Origin of the sequence: Pseudomonas sp. CFBP13508, from assembly GCF_005233515.1 — a bacterium.
In the GTDB taxonomy this organism is placed as follows: domain Bacteria; phylum Pseudomonadota; class Gammaproteobacteria; order Pseudomonadales; family Pseudomonadaceae; genus Aquipseudomonas; species Aquipseudomonas mercuritolerans.
Genome location: NZ_QFZZ01000009.1, coordinates 39393 through 61422, shown reverse-complemented (window position 1 = coordinate 61422; position 22030 = coordinate 39393). Strand labels below are relative to the sequence as shown.

The following is a 22030-nucleotide window of genomic DNA, read 5'->3' as shown; positions in this document are numbered from 1 at the left end:
CTGACATGTCAGCCGTTCGCAGCAAGATCTGCGGCATTACCCGCATCGAAGATGCGCTGGCCGCCGTTGAAGCCGGTGCCGATGCGATCGGTCTGGTGTTTTACGCCAAGAGCCCGCGAGCGGTGAACGTGCAGCAGGCGCGGGCGATCATCAAGGCGCTGCCGCCGTTTGTCACCACCGTGGGGCTGTTCGTCAATGCCAGTCGTTGCGAGCTGGGAGAAATCCTCGATGCGGTGCCGCTGGATCTGCTGCAATTTCATGGCGACGAAAGCGCGGAGGAATGCGAAGGCTGGCATCGTCCGTACATCAAAGCGTTGCGGGTCAAGGCTGGCGATGATATTGCCGCCGCCTGCGATGCCTTTCCCGGCGCCAGTGGCGTACTGCTCGACACTTATGTCGAAGGGGTGCCCGGCGGAACCGGCGAGGCGTTTGACTGGTCACTGATTCCGCAACACTTGAGCAAGCCGCTGATTCTGGCAGGCGGCCTGACGCCGCAGAACGTTGCCGACGCGGTAGCGCGGGTCAAGCCCTACGCGGTGGATGTCAGCGGCGGGGTAGAAGCGAGCAAAGGCATCAAGGATCACCACAAGATTCGCGCATTCATCAACGCGGTGCGCGGCAATACATCGTCGATGTGACGGCTGGCAGTCTGCCGCCGTCCATCAATGCACTTGCACAAAGCAGGCGCGGCTGAGGGTTGCTGAATCGTACGCAGGTCATGTTTCGCGCTGACCGCGACTGTTCGGCAACCATCGCCACACACATGAATTTAGCTCAAGGGCATACGCGGGGCTGCGAACCAGAGCGTTCGGGCCGCCGGTACTGGAGAAAGAAAGCATGAGCAACTGGTTAGTAGACAAACTGATCCCTTCGATCATGCGCTCGGAGGTCAAGAAGAGCTCGGTGCCTGAAGGTCTGTGGCACAAATGCCCATCCTGCGAGGCGGTGTTGTACCGTCCGGAGCTGGAAAAGACCCTGGACGTTTGCCCCAAGTGCAACCACCACATGCGTATCGGCGCACGTGCGCGCATCGACATCTTCCTCGATCCGGAAGGCCGCAACGAACTGGGCGCTGACCTGGAGCCGGTTGACCGTCTGAAATTCCGCGACGGCAAAAAGTACAAGGATCGCTTGGTCGCTGCGCAGAAGCAGACCGGCGAAAAAGACGCGCTGATCTCGGTCAGCGGTACCTTGTTGGGCATGCCGGTGGTGGTTTCGGCATTCGAATTCAACTTCATGGGCGGTTCCATGGGCGCCATCGTCGGTGAGCGCTTCGTGCGCGCTGCCAACTACGCACTGGAAAACCGCTGCCCGATGATCTGCTTCGCCGCTTCCGGTGGCGCGCGCATGCAGGAAGCGCTGATCTCGCTGATGCAGATGGCCAAGACCTCGGCCGTGCTGGCGCGCCTGCGTGAAGAAGGCATTCCGTTCATTTCCGTACTGACCGACCCGGTCTACGGCGGCGTTTCCGCCAGTCTGGCGATGCTCGGTGACGTCATCGTTGGCGAACCGAAAGCCCTGATCGGCTTCGCCGGTCCGCGGGTAATCGAGCAGACCGTGCGCGAAAAACTGCCGGAAGGCTTCCAGCGCAGCGAATTCCTGCTGGAGCACGGTGCAATCGACATGATCATTCACCGTCAGGAACTGCGTCCGCGTCTGGGTAACCTGCTGGCACAGATGACCGGCAAGCCGACGCCGAAGTTCGTCGCCGCGCCGATCGAGCCGATCGTGGTGCCGCCGGTGCCTGCCAACGTATGACCCAGCGCACCCTTGGTGAATGGCTCGCCTACCTCGAGCAGTTGCATCCGTCGGCCATCGACATGGGCCTGGAGCGTTCGCAACAGGTAGCGTCCCGCATGGGGCTGGGCCAGCCGGCGCCTCGGGTGATCACGGTCACCGGCACCAACGGCAAGGGTTCGACCTGCGCGTTCGTGGCTTCTTTGCTGCGTGCGCAGGGCCTGAGCGTTGGTGTCTACAATTCTCCGCACCTGCTGCGTTACAACGAGCGGGTGCAACTCAATGGCGTCGAAGCCACTGACGCCCAGCTGTGCGAAGCCTTTGCTGCGGTCGAGGCGGGCCGCGGCGAGACTTCCCTGACTTACTTCGAAATGGGCACCCTGGCGGCGTTCTGGCTGTTTCAGCAGTCTGCACTTGACGCTGTAGTGCTTGAAGTGGGTCTGGGCGGGCGTCTGGACACGGTCAATGTGGTCGATGCCGACATCGCGCTGGTCACCAGCATTGGCGTCGATCACGCCGATTATCTGGGCGATACCCGCGAATCCGTAGCCTACGAGAAGGCTGGAATTTTCCGTCAGGGCAAACCGGCCTTGTGTGGCGATCTGAACCCTCCGCAACCACTGCTCGACAAGGCGCGTGAACTGGCTTGCCCGTTCTTCCTGCGTGGACGCGATTTCGATCTCGGCATCACTGACCAACACTGGCAATGGCGCGGCACCGATGTCCAAGGCCAATCGGTCGAATTGCGCGACCTGCCGCTGCTCGATCTGCCGATGGAAAACGCCGCGCTGGCGCTGCAAGCCTATCTGCTGACCGGTTTGCCGTGGAATGCCGAACAGATCGTACCTGCGTTGCAGGCGACGCGCGTGGTCGGGCGCCTCGATCGTCGTTCGTTCGAATGGAACGGCAAGCGCCTGAACCTGTTGCTGGATGTTGGTCACAATCCGCATGCCGCTGAATATCTCGCGCGACGTCTGGCTGCGCGGCCGCCGGTTGGCAAGCGTCTGGCGGTGTTCGGGTTGCTGGCGGACAAGGATCTCGATGGTGTTGTTGGCGAATTGAATGCTAGTGTCGCGCATTGGGCTGTCGCGCCGCTGGATTCGCCGCGTGCGCGTCCCGTAACTGAGCTTGAGGCAGCGCTGCAGAACCTTGGTGCTTCGGTTACGTCCTATGCCAGCGTTGCGGCGGCTCTGGAAGGGCAGTGTGCTGTAGGTACCAGCGACGACGAGATTCTCTTGTTCGGATCATTTTATTGTGTCGCCGAGGCCCTTGAATGGCTGGCCCGGCGCTCCACGGAGGAAGCGGCAAATGGCTTTGCTGGATAAAGCGTACAAGCAGCGCATGGTTGGCGCGCTGGTACTGGTGGCGCTGGCGGTGATCTTCCTGCCGATGCTGTTTTCCCGTCAGGACGAGCAGCGTCAGGTGGCCGTCGAGGCCCCGGCTGCGCCTCAGCCTTCGGCCATGCCGCAAGTGCAAATGGACCCGGTCGCCGTGCCTGAGCCCCAGGCTTTGCCGCAAGAGCCTGTGCCAACGGACGCAGAGGTCGCTGAAGAAGCGGTGCCTGCTGCTCCGGCTGCTGCTCCGGCCGCCCCGGCACCGACCATCCCGGCGCAGATTGCCCGCCCGGCAACGCCGCCACCGGTGGCCAAGCCGATTCCGGCGCCGGCTCAGCCAATCGCCTCCACAACCAGCAAGCCTGACACCACGCAGAGCCGCGTCGATGCCAACGGTCTGTCGGTGAGCTGGTCGGTGCAACTGGCCAGTCTGTCGAGCCGCGCCAGCGCCGAAAGCCTGCAGAAGAACCTGCGCAGCCAGGGTTATAACGCCTACATTCGTTCGGCCGATGGCAAGAACCGGGTGTTCGTCGGTCCGCTGATCGAGCGTGCCGAGGCCGATCGTCTGCGTGATCTGCTGAGCCGTCAACAGAACCTCAAGGGCTTCGTTGTCCGTTTTCAGCCTGAACGTGGCTGAAATCTATCACCTCGATTGAAAAGCACTGACAATCGCAGCTTACCGACAGCCATGCGCTCTGCTAAAATGCGCCGCCTTATCCGTCTGTAGGCTGCACTGTGCCATTTACCTGGGTTGACTGGGCGATCGTTGCAATCATCGCCATCTCCGCATTGATCAGTCTGAGCCGCGGCTTCGTAAAGGAAGCGTTATCGCTGCTGACCTGGATCATCGCAGGAGCGGTTGCCTGGATGTTTGGTGGCTCACTGTCCGAGTACCTCGCCGGATACATCGAAACCCCATCGGCTCGCGTGATCGCGGGCTGTGCCATCATGTTTGTCGCCACACTGATCGTGGGCGCAATGATCAATTATCTTATCGGCGAGTTGGTTCGCGTCACCGGGTTGTCCGGGACCGATCGATTCCTCGGCATGGCCTTCGGCGCAGCGCGTGGCGTGTTGCTGGTGGTCGTGGCGGTCGGGCTGTTGAGCCTGGGGCCGGTACAGCAGGACGGGTGGTGGAAAGAATCACAGCTCGTGCCCAAGTTTCTATTGGTCGCCGACTGGTCCAAAAACCTGATACTCGGGTGGAGCAGTCAGTGGCTTGCCAGCGGAATCAGCGTACCCGCTGAGATTCCGTTCAAGGAGCAGCTCTTGCCGACGGCGAAAACGCCTCAGTGAGTGCTGTTCAGTTCAGATCCATTAAGTAGGGGTTGCGTCGCATGTGTGGCATCGTCGGTATCGTCGGTAAGTCGAACGTCAATCAGGCGCTGTATGACGCGCTAACCGTGCTCCAGCACCGCGGCCAGGACGCTGCCGGTATCGTGACCAGCCATGATGGCCGGTTGTTCCTGCGCAAGGATAACGGCCTGGTGCGTGATGTGTTCCAGCAGCGTCACATGCAGCGTCTGGTCGGCCACATGGGTATCGGCCACGTCCGTTACCCGACTGCCGGCAGCTCGACGTCGGCCGAAGCCCAGCCGTTCTACGTCAACTCGCCGTACGGCATCACCTTGGCGCACAACGGTAACCTGACCAACGTTGAACAGTTGGCCAAAGAGATCTACGAATCCGATCTGCGTCACGTCAACACCAGTTCCGACTCGGAAGTGCTGCTCAACGTGTTCGCCCACGAGCTGGCCCAGCGCGGCAAGCTGCAGCCGACCGAAGAAGACGTGTTCGCCGCCGTGACCGACGTGCACAACCGCTGCGTGGGTGGTTACGCCGTTGTGGCGATGGTCACCGGTTACGGCATCGTTGGTTTCCGCGACCCGCACGGCATTCGCCCGATCGTGTTCGGCCAGCGTCACACTGACGAAGGCGTCGAGTACATGATCGCCTCGGAAAGCGTTTCCCTGGACGTGCTCGGTTTCACCCTGATCCGCGATCTCGCGCCAGGCGAAGCGGTGTACATCACCGAAGATGGCAAGCTGCACACCCGTCAGTGCGCAACCAACCCGTCGCTGACCCCGTGCATTTTCGAACACGTCTACCTGGCGCGTCCGGACTCGATCATCGACGGCGTGTCGGTGTACAAGGCACGTCTGCGCATGGGCGAGAAGCTTGCCGAAAAGATCCTGCGCGAGCGCCCTGAGCACGACATCGACGTGGTCATCCCTATTCCGGACACCAGCCGTACTGCCGCGCTGGAGCTGGCCAATCACCTGGGTGTGAAATTCCGCGAAGGCTTCGTCAAGAACCGCTACATCGGTCGCACCTTCATCATGCCGGGCCAGGCGGCGCGCAAGAAGTCGGTACGCCAGAAGCTCAATGCCATCGAGCTGGAATTCCGTGGCAAGAACGTGATGCTGGTCGATGACTCGATCGTGCGCGGCACCACTTGCAAGCAGATCATCCAGATGGCCCGCGAAGCCGGCGCGAAAAACGTCTACTTCTGCTCGGCGGCACCTGCGGTGCGCTTCCCGAACGTCTACGGTATCGATATGCCGAGCGCTCACGAACTGATCGCGCACAACCGTTCGACCCAGGACGTGGCCGACCTGATCGGCGCTGACTGGCTGATCTATCAGGACCTGCCTGACTTGATCGAAGCGGTCGGTGGCGGCAAGATCAAGATCGAGCACTTCGATTGCGCGGTGTTCGACGGCAAGTACGTGACTGGTGACGTCGACGAGGCTTACCTGAACAAGATCGAACAGGCGCGCAACGATGCCTCGAAGGTCAAGACCCAGGCAGTCAGTGCGATCATCGATCTGTACAACAACTGAGTTTCCACCGGCCCTGAGGGGCCGGTTTTGTATCTGATATTTATTGTTCGTGAACAAAGGAGAGACAGCATGAGTCAGGAATGGGATGCCGGTCGGCTGGACAGCGACCTCGAAGGCGTAGCGTTCGATACCCTGGCCGTCCGTGCCGGTCAGCACCGCACGCCGGAAGGCGAACACGGTGATCCGATGTTCTTCACCTCCAGTTACGTGTTCCGCACCGCTGCCGATGCTGCGGCGCGCTTTGCCGGCGAAGTGCCGGGCAACGTCTATTCGCGTTATACCAACCCGACCGTGCGTGCGTTTGAAGAGCGCATCGCCGCGCTGGAAGGCGCCGAGCAGGCCGTCGCCACGGCCACCGGCATGGCCGCGATCATGGCGGTGGTGATGAGCCTGTGCAGTGCTGGCGATCATGTACTGGTATCGCGCAGCGTGTTCGGCTCGACCATCAGCCTGTTCGAGAAGTATTTCAAGCGCTTCGGTGTCGAAGTCGATTACGTCCCGCTGGCCGATCTGTCGGCCTGGGATGCGGCAATCAAATCCAACACCAAACTGCTTTTTGTCGAATCGCCGTCCAATCCGTTGGCCGAGCTGGTGGATATCGCTGCGCTGGCAGAAATCGCTCATGCCAAGGGCGCGCAACTGGTGGTCGACAACTGCTTCTGCACCCCGGCGTTGCAGCAGCCGCTGAAGCTCGGCGCAGACATTGTCGTGCACTCCGCGACCAAGTTCATCGACGGTCAGGGCCGCTGCATGGGCGGCGTTGTCGCCGGTCGCGGTGAGCAGATGAAAGAAGTGGTGGGTTTCCTGCGGACCGCCGGGCCGACCCTCAGCCCGTTCAACGCGTGGATCTTCCTCAAAGGCCTCGAGACCCTCAACCTGCGCATGAAAGCGCATTGCGCCAACGCTCAGGCGCTGGCCGAATGGCTGGAGCAGCAGGACGGCATCGAGAAGGTCCATTACGCCGGTCTGAAGAGCCATCCGCAGCACGAGTTGGCTCAGCGCCAGCAGAAGGGCTTCGGTGCGGTGGTGAGCTTCGAGGTCAAGGGCGGCAAAGAAGGCGCCTGGCGCTTTATCGATGCCACGCGGTTGATTTCGATCACCGCCAACCTTGGCGACAGCAAAACCACTATCACCCATCCAAGCACCACCTCCCACGGCCGTCTGGCGCCACAGGAGCGTGAAGCGGCAGGCATTCGTGACAGTCTGATCCGCGTTGCGGTCGGTCTGGAAGATGTGGCTGACCTGCAAGCTGATCTGGCGCGCGGTCTGGCGGCATTGTGATCGAGTTGTCCACACCGGCGGCCAATACCCATGGCCGCGTGGCGCTGGTCACCGGGGCTGCGCGCGGTATCGGCCTTGGAATTGCCGCCTGGCTGATCAGCGAAGGCTGGCAGGTGGTGCTGACCGATCTTGATCGGGTGCGTGGTTCGAAAGTGGCGAAGGTGCTCGGCGAGAACGCCTGGTTCATCGCCATGGACGTCGCCGACGAAAACCAGGTCGCGCTGGGCGTGGCCGAGGTATTGGGGCAGTTTGGTCGTCTTGATGCGCTGGTCTGCAACGCGGCGGTGGCCGATCCGCACAACATCACCCTGGAAAGCCTCGATCTGGCGTATTGGAATCGGGTGCTGGCGGTGAATCTGAGCGGGCCGATGTTACTGGCCAAGCACTGTGCGCCGTATCTGCGTGCGCACAACGGTTCGATCGTCAATCTGGCCTCGACCCGCGCGCGACAGTCGGAGGCGGACTCCGAGGCGTATGCGGCGAGCAAGGGCGGGCTGTTGGCGCTGACCCATGCGCTGGCAATCAGCCTTGGACCGGAAATCCGCGTGAACGCAGTCAGTCCTGGCTGGATTGATGCCCGTGATCCCTCGGTGCGTCGCGCCGAACCTTTGGCCGATGCCGATCATGCTCAGCATCCGGCGGGCAGGGTAGGGACTGTCGAGGACGTGGCGGCAATGGTGGCGTGGTTGCTGTCGAGGAATGCCGGGTTTGTCACCGGCCAGGAATTTGTCGTCGATGGCGGCATGACCAAGAAGATGATCTACGAGCAGTGAAAGGCAGCTTCGAGCTGCAAGCTGCAAGCTTCAAGTTAAAGCAAGACGCTGGTGTGCCTGTTTTAGGTGATCATCCTTTTCTTGAAGCTTGAAGCTTGAAGCTTGAAGCTTGAACCCCTTTTTGAAAAAAACTCCAATCCTGCTATTGACTTAGCTGCGCCACCTGCGTAAATTTCGCGGCCTCGGAGATGCAAACGGGTGATTAGCTCAGCTGGGAGAGCGTCTGCCTTACAAGCAGAATGTCGGCGGTTCGATCCCGTCATCACCCACCACTCCCGAGAAGCTTGCGCAAGCAAGAGAGTAGGCTGAAAGTGCCTGCACCGACGCGCAGCGGTAGTTCAGTCGGTTAGAATACCGGCCTGTCACGCCGGGGGTCGCGGGTTCGAGTCCCGTCCGCTGCGCCATATTTTACGAATCAGATTCATCTGATTCGCGATTGCCAGGCACCGAAGCCGGCAATCAAAACGAGTTACTTGAGCGCAAGCTCAAAGCGATACGCAGCGGTAGTTCAGTCGGTTAGAATACCGGCCTGTCACGCCGGGGGTCGCGGGTTCGAGTCCCGTCCGCTGCGCCATATCTGTTTCAAGGACCACTGAACGCCTTGAAGCGCCGAAACCAGCCATCGGCTGAGTCGGATCGATAGCAAAGACCCTGGTCGAAAGGCCGGGGTTTTTTGTGTCTGAAATTTGGCTATTCCCCTCTCGAACTCCTGCACAAATCCCCTGTAGGAGCTGCGGTACGCTGCGAACTTTTGATCCTGCTCTTAAAAAATCCAGATCAAAAGATCGCAGCCTCGTTTTACTCGACAGCTCCTACAAGAAAGCCTTCAAGACGCGTGCGGTGCCACGTCGCATTGATTTTTTGATTATTTAGTCAGGTTTTTGTAACTGGTTGTTTGCTGTGGGCGCAGAAACCTTTAAAGTTAACCTTTCGGTCAGCTTTGCACTGTCAATACAGCTCTTTGCTTCGCCAGAAAGAGCTTCTGCACGACTCGAGATCCCCAGTAGATAACCACAAGGGCGGACCTATAACCGCCCAGAGGATGATCCATGTCCAACCGTGAAATATCCCGGCGCTCGTTCCTCCAGGGCGGGCTGGTGGCGGGTGTGAGCGTTACGCTTACGCCGCTCAGCAGTCAGGCGCTGGCTGCCTTGATGGAAAACAGCGTCACCGTGCCGTCCGAGAAATGGCTCGGCAATAACGGCAAGGCGCGGCAACGCAACGATGCTCTGTCCAAGGTCTGCGGCAGCAAAGTGTTTGCCCGCGACATCCGCGCCAAGGACATGCCCGGCTGGCCTGAACAACAAGGCCACGCCATGCTGCTGAAAACCATCAAGGCCGACCGCATCTACGCAGGCTACGACCTGGCGTGGCTCGGCGCTGATCTGCAGCCGGACCGCATCGTTACCGCTGCCGACCTGGACAAGGACGGTATCCACTTCCCCGAAGAGCACGCGCCTGATCCATTGCTGCCAGAAGGCAAAGTGCCGATGTTCATCGGTCATCCGGTGGCGATCCTGATCTGGAACGACTTCGAGCGTTTCCGTCAGGCCAAGAATCAACTCAAATTCCATGACAAAGCGATTCGTTACGGCGCCAAAGTGCCGTTCTACGAAGGCGACCCCTACGGCAGCTTCCGCTACGTGCGAGTCGGCGGCGCGACTTCGGCGGACGAAGACGAATTCGCCAGCCTCAAGGATTCGATCCTGTTTCCGATGCTGAAGAACCGCCGTCCAGTGTGGAATGCATCGCCGAACCTTCATGGCAACCTCACCGAGCGCGGCCTGTTCTACGCCGACCGCATGAAGCAGGAAATCGACACGCCGCCAGACAACTGGCTGGTGTTCGATGAGCGCTACAAGACGCCGTCGATCGAACCGGCCGCCCTCGAGCCGGACAACGGCAACGGCTGGTACGACCCGAAAACCAAAACCCTGCATTTCGTCGTGGCGACGCAATGCCCGCTGGAAGTCGCGACCGAGACCGCGAAGATGATCGGGCCGTCGCGTTTCGGCCTGGCCAACCTGAACATGCACCCTGGCTACACCGTCGGGTATGGCTCCAAAGACCACAACATTTTCGTCTACTACGCAGCCCTGGCCGCGCTGTACGGCGCCGGTGTGCCGGTGCGTCTGGCCAACGACCGCTATGAGCAATTCCAGAGCGGCATCAAGCGTCACCCGTTCGACATCCGCTACCAGTTGGCCGTGGACAAGAACGACTACACCTTCAAGATTTTCCGTGCAGAAATGAGCGTCGACGGCGGCGGTCGGGTCAACTACAGCCCATCGGTGGCGGCGGTTGGCGCCACGGCTGCGCAGTCGATCTACTACATGCCGCAGAACGACCTGCAAGTCACCGCGTATCACTCGCGCGCGGTCGAGGCGGGTTCGATGCGCGGTTATGGCACCCTGCAAAGCATGGCGGCCACCGAAATGATGGTCGATGAGATCGCCAATCGCCTGGGTGTCGACGCTATCGACTTGCGCCGCAGGAATGCCCTGCGTTCCGGCATGAAAAACACCCAGGGCGCAGTCCCGGCCGGTGCACTGCGCCTGCACGAAATTCTCGACAAGGCCTCGGTGCACGAAGTCTGGAAAAACCGCGACGCGATCAAGCAACAACGTGAAGCGGCAGACCCGGATAACTGGTACGGCGTCGGTTTCGCCATCTGCCAGAAAGACTTCGGCACCGGCTCCGAAGCGCCGATGGCCAGCATCGAATTCACCGCTGACGGGCGCATCACCCTGCGCCACATCGGCATCGAAATCGGTACCGGCATGTCCACCTCGCAAGCCCTGGTCGTCGCCGATTTCCTCGGCAGCCCCGCGCATGAGGTGAAGACCGGCGAAACCGAATGGCAGGAAATGCAGCTGATCACCAGCGGCAACCCTTACATCATGAGCCAGGCCGAGCAGGACAATCTGCTGCGCAATCCGCGCTGGGTCGGCAAGCTGGCGTCGGCGTCCTCGGCGACCAACTCCGCCTATTACTTCAGCCATGCAACCCGGGAAGCGGCACGTGTGCTGTTCAACCACGGCTTGTGGCCGGCGGCACTGGAGATCTGGCGTCAGGGTCCGTATGGCGGTCAGGCCAACCCTTACGTGGTGCGCCGCGAAGATGCGCATTGGATCGACGGCAAGCTGACCGCCAACGGCATGCAGCCGCTGAGTTTCGAAGAGCTGGCCAAGCGCGCCCACGAGCGCGGTCTGGTTACAGGCGCCACGGTGCACGGTTTCAACCGCTGGAGCTGGGCCGAGGCTGAATACAGCATCGACGGCGTGCGCGAGCGCCTGCCGCTCGACGGTCTGGCGGTGAAATACGGCGATGGCGCGCCGCAAGCGAAGAAAGCGCAGATGAACAGCGCCGGTTTCCACCTGCTCGATCGGCAGAACGTCAACTACCCGGTAGTGCAGTTGAACAACGCTGCCGTGACCTATTACAGCCCGGTCGCGACGCTGGTCGAGTTGAAGGTCAATAAAGGCTCGGCGGAAGTCCAGGTGCTCAATCACCATTCGTGGATCGAGTGCGGTCGCGTGCTGGTTGAAGAGTTGGTCAAGGGTCAGCTTGAAGGCGGTATCGCCATGGGCATTGGCCATGCGCTGATGGAAGAAATGCCGTTGTACGAAGGCGGGCCGGGGGAGGGTGACTGGAACTTCAACCGTTACCGCCTGCCGATGGCGCGTCACGTTGCGGTGTGGAAGCAGACCGCGGAGATCCTGCCGCCGCTGTCGCCGAGCGATCCGTCCAAGGGCATCGCCGAAGTGGTGATGATCCCGATTGTCGGTGCCATCGGTAACGCCGTGGCGCACGCCATTGGTAAACGTGTTCGTGACTTGCCTATCACCGCTGCGCGCATCAAGGAGGCCCTCAATGGCTAACCGTCCGCTTCAACTGACCCTCAATGGTCAATCCGTCGGCCCGGTGGACATCCCTGATGACCTGCCGATGATCGACTACCTGCACGAATACAAAAACCTCACCGGCTCGCGGCTGGGCTGCGGTCAGGGGATCTGCCACGCCTGCGTGGTGATCGTCGATAACCCAGACGGTACCAGCGAAGAAGTGCGCACCTGCATCACCGGCGCGCACTACTTCGAGGGCAAGAAAGTCCGCACCATCGAAGGCCACGCCACTCGCGACGAGCAGGGTCAGGTCACCGAGCTCAATCCGATCCAGCAGCGCTTTGTCGACGAGTTCGCCTTCCAGTGCAGCTATTGCGCGCCAGGCTTCGTCAACGCCGCGACGGTGTTGGTCGAGAAGCTGCAGCGCCAGCCGATCGTCAAAAGTCAGCTGGAACAGGTGATCGAGGACAGCCTCGGCCATCACGTCTGCCGCTGCACCGGTTACGTGCGTTATTACAACGCCACGCGCAACGTGCTGACCGATCTTGGTCTGGTCAAGGAGGGTTGAGCATGAAGCGTTTACTGACCCGCTTGGCCCTCGCGGTCGGACTGGCTGCGCCGCTCATGGCGGCCCACGCCGACGATCAGATCAAGCGCGGCGAATACCTCGCCCGCGCCGCTGACTGCATGGCCTGCCACACCGCACCGGGTGGCGCGCCCTATGCCGGCGGCCTGCCGATCGTCTCGCCATTCGGCACGATCTACGGCACCAACATCACCCCGAGCAAAGAGCACGGCATCGGTCTGTACAGCGATGACGAGTTCTTCGCTGCGCTGACCGAAGGCAAGCGGCGCGACGGTGCGAATCTGTATCCAGCGATGCCGTACACCTCTTATCACCTGATGCCGCGCGCCGATTCCGATGCGATTCACGCGTATCTGAAAACCATCGAGCCGATCGAACGCGCCGCGCCGGTGACCAGCCTGAGCTTTCCGTTCAATGTGCGTCTGGGCCTGACTGGCTGGAACATGCTCTACGGCAAAGACGTCAAGCTTGAATCGGCGGAAGGCAAAAGTGCGGCGTGGAAGCGCGGCCAGTACATGGTCGACGTTCTCGGTCACTGCGGCGAATGCCATACGCCACGCGGCCTGCCCGGCGCGATGCAAATGGACAAGCGCATGACCGGCGGCATCCTCAACGGTTATCTGGCGCCAAGCCTGCTGGCCACCGACCTGGCCGCGCGCGGCTGGAATCAGCAGGATCTGAGCACGTTTCTCAAGCACGGCATGAGCGCGCAAGGGACGATGTTCAACGAGATGTTCCCGGTGTTTCACAACAGCACTCAGGGGCTGAGCGATACGGATCTGGCGGCAATGGCGACATTCCTGCTCGGCGAGCAACCGCCGCCAGCCAAAGAGCTCGTCGAGGTGCCGCTCGGCAAGCTCAGCCCGAGTGCTCAGCGCGGCCGTCAGGAATACCTGAACGTCTGCGCCGGTTGTCACGCGGCTGGCGGTGAAGGCAAACCGCACATCGCAGTGGCCATGCGTGGCAACACCACGTTGCGCCTGGAAGATCCGCGCAACCTGTTGCGAGTGATCGAGGATGGTATCGGCGAACAGAAGTTTTCCGGGTTCGAGCACATGCAGCCGATGCCGGGTTTTGCTGAAAAGCTCAGTCCTGAGCAATTGACCGATCTGCTCAACTATTTGCGTCAGGGTTGGGGCGGGCAGGGCGCTGAACTGGCGGTGAGCGAAGTGCAGAAGCTGCAAGCCGACGCGCCGAGCGTCGAGCACAAGGCCCACTGATATGCAGCATCTCGATCTGCAAGTGGTGCGTCGGGCGCTGGAATGGTCGGTGGCCGGGCAGCAAATCTGGCTGTGCACGGTGCTGGCCACTTACGGTTCGGCACCGCGCGCGCCGGGCTCGCTGCTCGCGGTGAGCGAAGGCGGGCAGTGGATCGGTTCGCTGTCGGGCGGTTGCGTCGAGGAGGACTTTCTTCAGCGCGTCGCCGAAGGTGCATTTCTCGAAGCAGTAAGCGTCGTGCGTTACGGCGAAGGCGATGATCCGCGCTCGCGGGTCAGCCTGCCTTGTGGCGGCATTCTCGATGTGTTGGTGGAGAAACTTGACGCCGACTGCGAGGTGCAGGCGCATCTGCGTGAACTGGAATCAGCGCTGCTGGGTCAACGTCGGCTGCTTCGCGAAGTCGATCTGGCCAGCGGTGCGCGCGTTCTGTTGGCTGATCGCGAGCAGGGTGCACGGATCGAGCGTGAGATTGATCGGGTGCGCATCCGTATTGGTGCAGCACAGCGTTTGTTGCTCGCTGGCTACTCCAGTGTGGCGCAGGCCTGTGCCGAGTTTGCTGTAGGGCTTGGCTTCGAAGTGATTCTCTGCGATCCGCGTGATGAAGTGCTTGAAGGTGTGGTGCTCAATGGCGTGGAGGTCCGTCGGCAGTTGCCTTCGGTGTTCATTGCCGACGGTGGCTGCCATCGCGACACAGCAGTCGTGGCGCTGACCCATGATCCGCGCATCGACGATCTGGCGATGATGGAAGCGGTGCGCACCGAGGCGTTTTACATCGGTGTGATGGGATCTCAGCAGACGTCGCAGAAACGCTTCGAGCGCTTACGCCGCATTGGTGGCTTGAGTGAGGCAGAGCTGGCGCGGATTCATGCGCCGATCGGCCTCAACCTTGGCAGCAAGACCCCGGCGGAAATTGCGCTGGCGGTGCTGGCGGATATCCTGCGGATTCGCAGCGGGATCGCTCGGGATCAGCTCTGATCCAAAGCCTTGCTGAATCTACTGTGGCGAGGGGATTTATCCCCGTTGGACTGCGCAGCAGTCCCCTCCTGCTCAAGAGAGGGGCGCTGCGCACCCCCGACGGGGATAAATCCCCTCGCCACAATGGTGTTTATAGGCCGTACTTATCCCGCAACCCGTAATACCAGGCGCCCAGCGCGGCAAACGGTGTGCGCAGCAACTGCCCGCCGGGGAACGGGTAGTGCGGCAGGTCGGCAAAGGCATCAAAACGCTCGGCCTGACCGCGCAACGCTTCGGCGAGGACCTTGCCCGCCAGGTGCGTGTAGGTGACGCCGTGACCGCTACAACCCTGCGAGTAATAGATGTTGTCGCCCAGGCGACCGACTTGCGGCAAGCGCGACAGGGTCAGCAGGAAGTTGCCGGTCCAGGCGTAGTCGATCTTCACATTCTTGAGTTGCGGGAACGCCTTGAGCATCTTGGGGCGAATGATCGCTTCGATGTTCGCCGGATCGCGAGCGCCGTAAACCACGCCGCCACCGAAGATCAAACGCTTGTCGGCGGTCAGGCGATAGTAGTCGAGGAGATAGTTGCAGTCCTCCACGCAATAATCCTGCGGCAACAGCGCCTTTGCCAGCTCATCGCCCAGCGGCTCGGTGGTGATCACCTGCGTACCGCACGGCATCGATTTGGCCGCCAGTTCCGGCACCAGATTGCCGAGGTAGGCGTTGCCGGCGACGATGATGAACCTGGCCCTGACCTTGCCCTGCGGCGTATGCACCACCGGACTGGCGCCGCGCTCGATGCGCACGGCAGGTGATTGCTCATAGATGGTGCCGCCGAGAGACTCGACTGCCGCCGCTTCACCGAGCGCCAGGTTCAGCGGATGGATGTGGCCGCCGCTCATATCGAGCATGCCACCGACGTATTGATCGCAACCCACCACTTCACGGATGCGGCGTTGATCCATCAATTCCAGCTGGGTGTGGCCGAAGCGTTCCCACAGGCGCTTTTGCGATTCCAGGTGACCCATTTGTCTGGCGGAAAGGGCGGCGAATACACCGCCGTCTTTCAGGTCGCACTGGATGTTGTATCTGGCCACGCGCTCGCGAATGATCCGGCCGCCTTCAAAGGCCATTTCACCGAGCAATTGCGCTTGCTTGGGGCCGACGGTGCGTTCGATGACATCAATGTCACGGCTGTAGCTATTGACGATCTGTCCACCGTTTCGCCCCGAAGCGCCGAAACCGACTTTCGCCGCTTCCAGCACGGTTACGCGAAAACCGTTCTCCAACAGAAACAGGGCGGACGACAGCCCGGTATACCCGGCGCCGATCACACAGACGTCCGTCTCCACATCATCCTGCAGCACAGGGCGTGGTGGTACGGCATTGGCCGACGCAGCGTAATAAGACTCTGGGTATTGGGTGTTCGCCATCCTGCTGCCTCTGTTTAATATATTTTACGAGTGCGTCGATCCTACCCGAGTTGAAAAACCTCCGCCAGCCACCGGAAAATCTTCGTCGCTGAGGCGAAATTAAATATTTTGCATATTCATAGGGTTAGGTGAAAAAAAGGTGTTGACACCCCTCCGGAATTCCGTAGAATGCCGCCTCACAGCAGGCACGTAGCTCAGTTGGTTAGAGCACCACCTTGACATGGTGGGGGTCGTTGGTTCGAGTCCAATCGCGCCTACCAAACAAAATCCGCTCTGCTGGGCGGTCTGGAAGGGCTCACCGAAAGGTGGGCCCTTTTTTGTTGTCTGATGTTTGGGCAAACTTCAAGCAGGCGACCACCGAACACATCTTCCGCTCAGTGCGTTCCTTTTTCATTTGCAGCAAACGGCATGGAACAGCCCTTCATACGTCGTCAGAAGGTCGACTGGCTGAGATGATAATTTGATCGGTTCGGTGGGGTGGGGCTTAGATAGCGGCGGCGTACTTGGCGAAGCCCATGGCGCGGAAAATGGCGATGGCTCCGGTTTCGTCTGGCTGTTGATTTTGGCGAATGGCTGATCAGATTGGGCCTGATCAGCCATTCCGGGCAGTCACTCGAGCAAACTGTGCTGATTCATGTCACGCCGGGGTGGATTTGCGAGCAGATTCAGGAAGGTCCTTGAGGCTGCGGCTGATTCAGTCCACCTAGAGTTTGCGAGCTCTCGATGTCACAAGCTTTAGCGCGGGCGCGGTCAGTCATGAATGTGTAGTTGCCTGACGAAGGCGTAGCCTTGGCCAATTCGCCAAGAGCCAGATCAGGGGCGTTATAGAATCCGCTCTGACTCAGCGCCTGATTGGTGCAATCGAATTGAAAGCCGCGATAGGAAACGAAATCCTGACTGACCCGCTTCACTATCACGGTGCGGATCGGCATGTCGCCATCAACACTCACGATAGAGTAGGCCGCGTAGTAATCGTCCTGTGCAGCAATTGCACTGGCGGAGAAAGCGAAGATGGAAAGTAGAGGCCATACAGCAGCGGTAATGCGTCCCACGAATTCTTCCTTGACCTGATTTTCGATCTGTTTCTGTTCAGGTGGATATTCTACGGGAAAAATATTTTCTGAAGCATAAAACTGAAACAATTTTCTGTTGTCCCCGGGGGGGTGATTGCATTCGACTCCGGCTTTCATCGGCTGGCAGACGGTTGTTTTTCTGATTTTTCGTTAAAAAAATGTGGCTAATGAAAGACTTACAGATTTTTTTCTCCAACCGGTTATCGAAAAAGCCTTGTTGGTGGTTGTGAACTTAAGTAACATCTGCCTCGCGTTCACCACCACGGTTTATGCATTTTTAAATCCCAAGCTTCCATCAGCTGCTTGGGATTTTTTTTGCCTGCGATTTGGCATTTGGCAATCCGTCGCTCCACCACCTCCGAGCGAGGCGCCGTTTTTTCGACTACTAATGACTGGCCGATTTTCGACTCTTTATAGAGGAGCGCGTCGATGCTGAGTCAGTGGATTCTTGCGGCGATTCACCTGTTTGCGTTTGCCTTGGCCTTTTGGGCAGTGCTGGCGCGTGGCAGAGCGTCCAGCCTATTTGCGTCGGGTACGGGAGCGGCCAAGCGCGTTCTGCTCGCCGATAACCTGTGGGGGCTTTCGGCGTTGACGCTGCTGGTCACCGGAGCGATGCGTGCGTTTGGCGGGTACGAGAAAAGGCGAAATTCTCCGCGCTCTATCGGAAACGTCCGACAGCCAGCTCCAGAAGTGAAAGGTAATATCGGCGCAAGAAAAGAGGGAAGGGGCAAGTGAAAGGAGTCAGCATGCTTCAGGCGCCGTGCCCAGCGGGGTGAAATGCGGATGGCTAAACGGCGCGTGAATCTTTAGCCAGTCTTGCGCGACGGCAATAGGACTGGCTACGTAATGCAGAGTGGCTCAGGGCGTTTGCGGCTTGTCCGGAGCGGTCAGGCCGGCCTGGATGCGTTGATAAATTTCTTCACGGTGCACTGCCACGTTTTTCGGAGCGTTGATGCCGATGCGGACCTGTTGGCCGCTGACTCCGAGGATGGTGATCGTGATGTCATCACCAATGTTTATGCTTTCACCGACTTTGCGGGTGAGTATCAGCATGGTCTTCTCCTTGATTGCTTTGTAGGGCACCTGATTCAGACAGTGCAGAGGTCGGTGGTATCTATAGATTAGTGCGAAGTCTCACGGTTTGGGTGCCTCTTTCTGACGCGCAGAAGCGGCATTAATTCCCAGGGCGTAACTATACAGAGGCTGCAATCATCATTCTCGTTGTTTTGTGCCCATTTTGCGGGGCTCGCGAAGTATTTTTGAATGCTAAGATCCCCGCTTTGTGAATTCCGAGGAAAGCGTTGTGCGCAAATTGGTTTGGCTGGTAGCGGCACTGGCATTGGCAGGCTGCGGTGAAGGCAGGAATGTAGATGCGCCGAAGCCTGAGACGAAGGTCGCGGCAGCGCCGGCGGCCGCCGCGCCACAGTGGGATCTGGAAGTGCGTGGCGAAACTCCGCAGGCAGTCAGTGACCTGAGCGGCTGGTTGATCGAGCATGCTTTCGTTCCGACGGTCGTCAAGGACGGCAGCGGTAAAACACGAATTTTGATCGGTCCGTTCAATTCCCAGGCTGACGCCGAGGCGCGAAAGGTGCAGGTCGATGCAGCGCTGGTAAAAGCCAAGAAACAAAATATCGAATCGGTGGTGATCGAGCATCCGCTCACGCCATAAGCGAAGCGCCTTCAAAACAGGTTGAAGAGACATGAAAAAGGCCTCGAGCATAACGCTCGAGGCATTTTTTATTTATGCTGCAATCAGCCGCAGGCTTTCAGATTCACCGAGCCGACAAACTCGTTGCCACGCCCCATCACGCACGCCACGCTTTGGTTGCGCTGACGCTCCCAGTCCTGCACCGGATAGGTCTTGTCCCACGCCTCGTACAACTGCCGATCCTGTTTGGACAGGCGCAGTCCGTATTGTTTGCTCATATAAAAATATGTGCGGGCGATCATGCCGCGAATCGAAGGGCGGGGCATGACCTTCTTCGCCTTGAAGTCGACCTGCGTCAGGCAGGAACCGTACTGACCGGACTGCACCGGCAACCAGCCGTAGCTGAAGTTGCTGCGGTCACCGTTGACTTCACCGATGCTCGGTACCAGGTTATGCAAGTCAGCTTCGGCCTTTTGATACACCGGGTCGTAGCGTGTGCAATTCTTGCGTCCGCCTTGCTGCCAGCACTGTCGCTGATGTCCGATCTGCCACGCCGGCACGATGTGCTCCCACTCGATTCTCGACGCACGCTTGGCGTTTTTGCGCGGCACATAACCACAAGCCTTCAGATCGACTTTGTTGCCGGTGTACTTGCAGCCGCAGTAAAACTCGGTGGACTGCGGCGCGTAGAGTTTCCACGCGGCTTTCTTGGCTTCGGAAAAGGTTCGTGGCGCGCCAGCCTGGGCGCCCACAGCGAAAATCAACAACAGCAAAGCAATACACCGGACACTCATTGAATCAATCTTCCTTCGGCACAACCCAAAAAATCTGCACGCCACCGTCATCGCGATAAGCGAGGGTAACGTTGTCGTTCTCGTCGATTTCCTCAAGCAGGCGCTCCCAGTCATCCATCGGCTCATCCGGCAAACGGAAAATAAGTGCGGCTTTGGCTTTTTGTGCGGTGGGGGAATTGATGATTTTCTGAACGCGCATACCCATGCGTTCGTAAGCGTCAGGAGCAGCAGGAGAGGTGGCCACGAGGTTATCCTTATTAAGCTGTACGTGCATACAGTATTTAACTGTAAGCGATTTCGCAACTGCTTAAAATTCAAGAAAATCCTCTGACAGCGGGTTTCTGATTTTGGTGTAAGGCTTGTCGAGATTTGTGTGGGAAAAATGCTTGAGGGTTGTAAGCGAGGCACCACCTGCCAAGTTGGCAAGTGGTGCGCAATTGCCCGATCGAGTAGTGATCAGGCGAAGGTCAATCAGTATTCCCAGAACATCCGTTGCAGTTCTTTGCTGTCGTTGGTCTTGGTCAGCGCGACCATCGCCAGGATGCGGGCTTTTTGCGGGTTCAGATCGTGAGCGACAACCCAGTCGTATTTGTCGTCAGGCTGTTCGGCGTTACGCAGGACAAAACCTCCGGCGTTGACGTGGGACGAGCGAATGATCTGCACGCCATCCTTGCGCAACGCTTGCAGCGATGGAACCACGCGGGACGATACCGAACCGTTGCCGGTGCCGGCGTGGATGATCGCTTTGGCGCCGGCTTGGGCCAGTGCCTTGTAGGCGGTATCGCTGACGTTACCGTAGGAGTAGGCAATTTCTACGTCAGGCAGGCTCTTGATGTCCTTGATGTCGAATTCCGAATCCATGGTGTGACGCTTGGCTGGCAGGCGGAACCAGTAGGATTTGCCTTCGACAACCATGCCCAGTGGACCCCAGGCGCTTTTGAACGCTTCGGTCTTGATGTTGATCATTTTGCTGACGTCGCGACCGGACTGGATCTCGTCGTTCATGGTGACCAGCACACCTTTGCCGCGTGCTTCTTTGCTGCTCGCCACGGCGACGGCGTTGTACAGGTTGAGCATGCCGTCTGCCGACATGGCAGTGCCCGGACGCATCGAACCTACGACGATGATCGGCTTGTCGGTCTTCTCGACCAGGTTCAGGAAGTAAGCGGTTTCTTCGAGGGTGTCGGTGCCGTGGGTGATAACGATGCCGTCAACGTCCTTGCTGTCAGCCAGTTCGGAAACGCGACGACCCAATTGCAGCAGGTTGTCGTTGGTAATGCTTTCCGAAGCGATCTGCATGACTTGTTCGCCACGCACGTTAGCCAGTTTGCTCAACTCGGGGATGCCGGCGATAAGTTGTTCGATACCGACTTTTGCTGCCTGATACGTGGCGCTGTTGGCCGCACTGGCGCCGGCGCCAGCGATGGTGCCACCTGTGGCGAGGACGACGACGTTGGCCAGTTTCGTCTGGGTTTCGGCTTCTTTTGCCTGAAGGGCAGTAGGCAGGAGCAGGAGGAGGGCCAATGCGCCCGGAATCAAAGTATTGAAAGCAGATTTCATTATTTTTCTCTCTAGTCGTGAGACGGTGCTGATGCAGGTTCATCTAGATGCGCCCCAAGCCGATCTGAATGCTCGAGGTGCAAGGAGGGGAGCAGGATTCATACCATGCGTAATGTGCTGGCGGAAAATGTTTAAGCCGATGATTTAAATCAATATTTGTCGATAGTCGAAGTATTGTTTCCGCCTTGCCCATCCGGGATTCCGAACGACAGGCGGATTCTCGTTCGGCTCACCGATGGCGATTTTTTGAAATGCCGGCCCGTGACAAATCCCCGCTAAAGAAATGTGCTTTCAGGCCGATGCGTCCTCAAGGAAACCAAATCTTAGGAGTTCACATGTCATTGACGGTCGGTTTTGCCAATCCCGCTGCAGTCACCATCGGCGGTAAAACTGCAGCGACTATCAACACCCTGAACGACGCGACCAATGAGGCATCGGCGCAGGCGCTGGGTACCGAGAAGACTGAGAAGAATCAGGTCAGAACCGGTGGTGGTCCTGTGCAGGAAAACAGTGAAACGGAGGCTGACAGCAATCTCAGCATCACCGTCAAGACGTTGCTCAAGCGGATGAAGGAATTGCAAAAGCAACTCCAGGAGCAGCAACAGCAACTGGCTGCCGCTCAGGCTGCTAGCTATCCGACGCCTGAAGCGAAAACCCAGGCAGTAATGTCGATCCAGGGCCAGATTGCGCAAACCAGCGCGGCACTGGCGGAAGTAGCGGGTGCATTGGTCAAGGAAATGTCGAAAAGCGCTACCAGCGGGGGCTTGGTCAACACGACCGCCTGAAGCGTCAGATGGCCAGCTCAGCGATTCGGCCTACAACAAAAGACGATTTCTGATTGTTGACAAATGTCGGCGGTATTCTCATAGTCCGGTCTACGCAAACGTTTGCGCGGCTTGGAAGGGCCTCTGGTCCCGAAGCCGTGACGTAGCTTACGTCAGCGCAAACG

At 59.3% G+C, this 22030-nt stretch carries 20 protein-coding genes, 4 tRNA genes and 1 pseudogene; 19 read left to right on the top strand and 6 right to left on the bottom strand.

Annotated elements, in window-relative coordinates; genetic code table 11:
- The first annotated feature begins 5 nt into the window (after positions 1–5).
- The 15 genes from PspCFBP13508_RS22805 (at position 6) to PspCFBP13508_RS22735 (ending at position 14592) form a co-directional block, all read left to right on the top strand.
- Positions 6–638 carry a phosphoribosylanthranilate isomerase gene (locus tag PspCFBP13508_RS22805; RefSeq protein WP_137215746.1) on the top strand — a complete coding sequence of 211 codons (633 nt, stop codon included), beginning with the start codon at positions 6–8 and terminating at the stop codon, positions 636–638.
- Positions 639–837: 199 nt separating this feature from the next.
- Positions 838–1758, top strand: coding sequence for an acetyl-CoA carboxylase, carboxyltransferase subunit beta (accD, locus tag PspCFBP13508_RS22800; RefSeq protein WP_016773939.1), 921 nt, complete (start codon positions 838–840; stop codon positions 1756–1758).
- On the top strand, positions 1755–3062 hold the full coding sequence (gene folC / locus PspCFBP13508_RS22795; RefSeq protein WP_137215745.1) for a bifunctional tetrahydrofolate synthase/dihydrofolate synthase: 1308 nt from the start codon (positions 1755–1757) through the stop codon (positions 3060–3062). The genes accD and folC overlap by 4 nt, the downstream gene beginning before the upstream one ends.
- Positions 3046–3708: an SPOR domain-containing protein gene (locus tag PspCFBP13508_RS22790; protein ID WP_137215744.1), complete on the top strand. Its 663-nt coding sequence runs from the start codon at positions 3046–3048 to the stop codon at positions 3706–3708. Before folC ends, PspCFBP13508_RS22790 begins: the two co-directional genes overlap by 17 nt.
- 98 nt (positions 3709–3806) lie before the next feature.
- Complete coding sequence (locus tag PspCFBP13508_RS22785; protein WP_016773942.1) at positions 3807–4367, top strand: CvpA family protein; 561 nt, start codon at positions 3807–3809, stop codon at positions 4365–4367.
- Positions 4368–4408: 41 nt separating this feature from the next.
- Positions 4409–5914: an amidophosphoribosyltransferase gene (gene purF, locus PspCFBP13508_RS22780; protein ID WP_016773943.1), complete on the top strand. Its 1506-nt coding sequence runs from the start codon at positions 4409–4411 to the stop codon at positions 5912–5914.
- A 69-nt stretch (positions 5915–5983) separates the two neighbouring features.
- Complete coding sequence (locus tag PspCFBP13508_RS22775; RefSeq protein ID WP_016773944.1) at positions 5984–7195, top strand: O-succinylhomoserine sulfhydrylase; 1212 nt, start codon at positions 5984–5986, stop codon at positions 7193–7195.
- Positions 7192–7968, top strand: a complete 777-nt coding sequence (locus tag PspCFBP13508_RS22770; protein ID WP_071171659.1) for an SDR family oxidoreductase — start codon at positions 7192–7194, stop codon at positions 7966–7968. Before PspCFBP13508_RS22775 ends, PspCFBP13508_RS22770 begins: the two co-directional genes overlap by 4 nt.
- A 196-nt stretch (positions 7969–8164) precedes the next feature.
- Positions 8165–8240: transfer RNA gene (locus PspCFBP13508_RS22765), tRNA-Val, on the top strand.
- 55 nt (positions 8241–8295) lie between these two features.
- A tRNA-Asp gene (locus PspCFBP13508_RS22760) sits at positions 8296–8372 on the top strand.
- Positions 8373–8465: 93 nt separating this feature from the next.
- Positions 8466–8542 (top strand) — tRNA-Asp (locus PspCFBP13508_RS22755).
- A 475-nt stretch (positions 8543–9017) separates the two neighbouring features.
- On the top strand, positions 9018–11849 hold the full coding sequence (locus tag PspCFBP13508_RS22750) for a xanthine dehydrogenase family protein molybdopterin-binding subunit (RefSeq protein ID WP_137215743.1): 2832 nt from the start codon (positions 9018–9020) through the stop codon (positions 11847–11849).
- The gene (locus PspCFBP13508_RS22745) at positions 11842–12381 is read left to right on the top strand and encodes a (2Fe-2S)-binding protein (protein WP_016773947.1); all 540 of its coding nucleotides are present in this window, start codon (positions 11842–11844) and stop codon (positions 12379–12381) included. The genes PspCFBP13508_RS22750 and PspCFBP13508_RS22745 overlap by 8 nt, the downstream gene beginning before the upstream one ends.
- A gap of 2 nt (positions 12382–12383) precedes the next feature.
- Complete coding sequence (locus tag PspCFBP13508_RS22740) at positions 12384–13619, top strand: cytochrome c (protein WP_137215742.1); 1236 nt, start codon at positions 12384–12386, stop codon at positions 13617–13619.
- A 1-nt stretch (position 13620) separates the two neighbouring features.
- A complete protein-coding gene (locus PspCFBP13508_RS22735; RefSeq protein WP_137215741.1) occupies positions 13621–14592 on the top strand; it encodes an XdhC family protein in 972 nt (323 codons plus the stop codon).
- A 130-nt stretch (positions 14593–14722) separates the two neighbouring features.
- Here the strand turns inward: PspCFBP13508_RS22735 and PspCFBP13508_RS22730 are convergent, their stop codons facing one another.
- Positions 14723–16006 (bottom strand): FAD-binding oxidoreductase, encoded by a 1284-nt coding sequence (locus PspCFBP13508_RS22730; RefSeq protein ID WP_130912345.1) that lies wholly within the window; start codon positions 16004–16006, stop codon positions 14723–14725.
- Between the two features lie 183 nt (positions 16007–16189).
- Between PspCFBP13508_RS22730 and PspCFBP13508_RS22725 the strand changes: the two genes are divergently transcribed.
- Positions 16190–16266 (top strand) — tRNA-Val (locus PspCFBP13508_RS22725).
- Between the two features lie 405 nt (positions 16267–16671).
- Here PspCFBP13508_RS22725 and PspCFBP13508_RS22720 read toward each other — a convergent pair.
- Positions 16672–17148 carry a hypothetical protein gene (locus PspCFBP13508_RS22720; protein WP_137215740.1) on the bottom strand — a complete coding sequence of 159 codons (477 nt, stop codon included), beginning with the start codon at positions 17146–17148 and terminating at the stop codon, positions 16672–16674.
- 360 nt (positions 17149–17508) lie between these two features.
- Between PspCFBP13508_RS22720 and PspCFBP13508_RS22715 the strand changes: the two are divergent.
- Positions 17509–17718, top strand: a pseudogene (locus PspCFBP13508_RS22715) (DUF2214 family protein); the annotation flags it as partial.
- Positions 17719–17937: 219 nt separating this feature from the next.
- Here PspCFBP13508_RS22715 and csrA read toward each other — a convergent pair.
- Positions 17938–18132, bottom strand: coding sequence for a carbon storage regulator CsrA (gene csrA, locus PspCFBP13508_RS22710; protein WP_003179932.1), 195 nt, complete (start codon positions 18130–18132; stop codon positions 17938–17940).
- Positions 18133–18382: 250 nt separating this feature from the next.
- Here csrA and PspCFBP13508_RS22705 point away from each other — a divergent pair, with 250 nt between their 5' ends.
- Positions 18383–18748 carry an SPOR domain-containing protein gene (locus PspCFBP13508_RS22705; protein ID WP_137215738.1) on the top strand — a complete coding sequence of 122 codons (366 nt, stop codon included), beginning with the start codon at positions 18383–18385 and terminating at the stop codon, positions 18746–18748.
- Between the two features lie 83 nt (positions 18749–18831).
- On the opposite strand, the gene PspCFBP13508_RS22700 is transcribed toward PspCFBP13508_RS22705, so the two are convergent.
- The 3 genes from PspCFBP13508_RS22700 to PspCFBP13508_RS22690 all read right to left on the bottom strand — a co-directional run bounded on the left by PspCFBP13508_RS22700 (position 18832) and on the right by PspCFBP13508_RS22690 (position 21081).
- A complete protein-coding gene (locus PspCFBP13508_RS22700; protein ID WP_137215737.1) occupies positions 18832–19521 on the bottom strand; it encodes an endonuclease I family protein in 690 nt (229 codons plus the stop codon).
- 4 nt (positions 19522–19525) lie between these two features.
- On the bottom strand, positions 19526–19795 hold the full coding sequence (locus tag PspCFBP13508_RS22695; RefSeq protein ID WP_016774035.1) for a DUF1654 domain-containing protein: 270 nt from the start codon (positions 19793–19795) through the stop codon (positions 19526–19528).
- Between the two features lie 197 nt (positions 19796–19992).
- Positions 19993–21081: an asparaginase gene (locus PspCFBP13508_RS22690; protein ID WP_137215736.1), complete on the bottom strand. Its 1089-nt coding sequence runs from the start codon at positions 21079–21081 to the stop codon at positions 19993–19995.
- A gap of 335 nt (positions 21082–21416) precedes the next feature.
- On the opposite strand from PspCFBP13508_RS22690, the gene PspCFBP13508_RS22685 reads away from it, so the two are divergent.
- Complete coding sequence (locus tag PspCFBP13508_RS22685) at positions 21417–21866, top strand: hypothetical protein (protein WP_130911105.1); 450 nt, start codon at positions 21417–21419, stop codon at positions 21864–21866.
- Positions 21867–22030 lie beyond the last annotated feature (164 nt).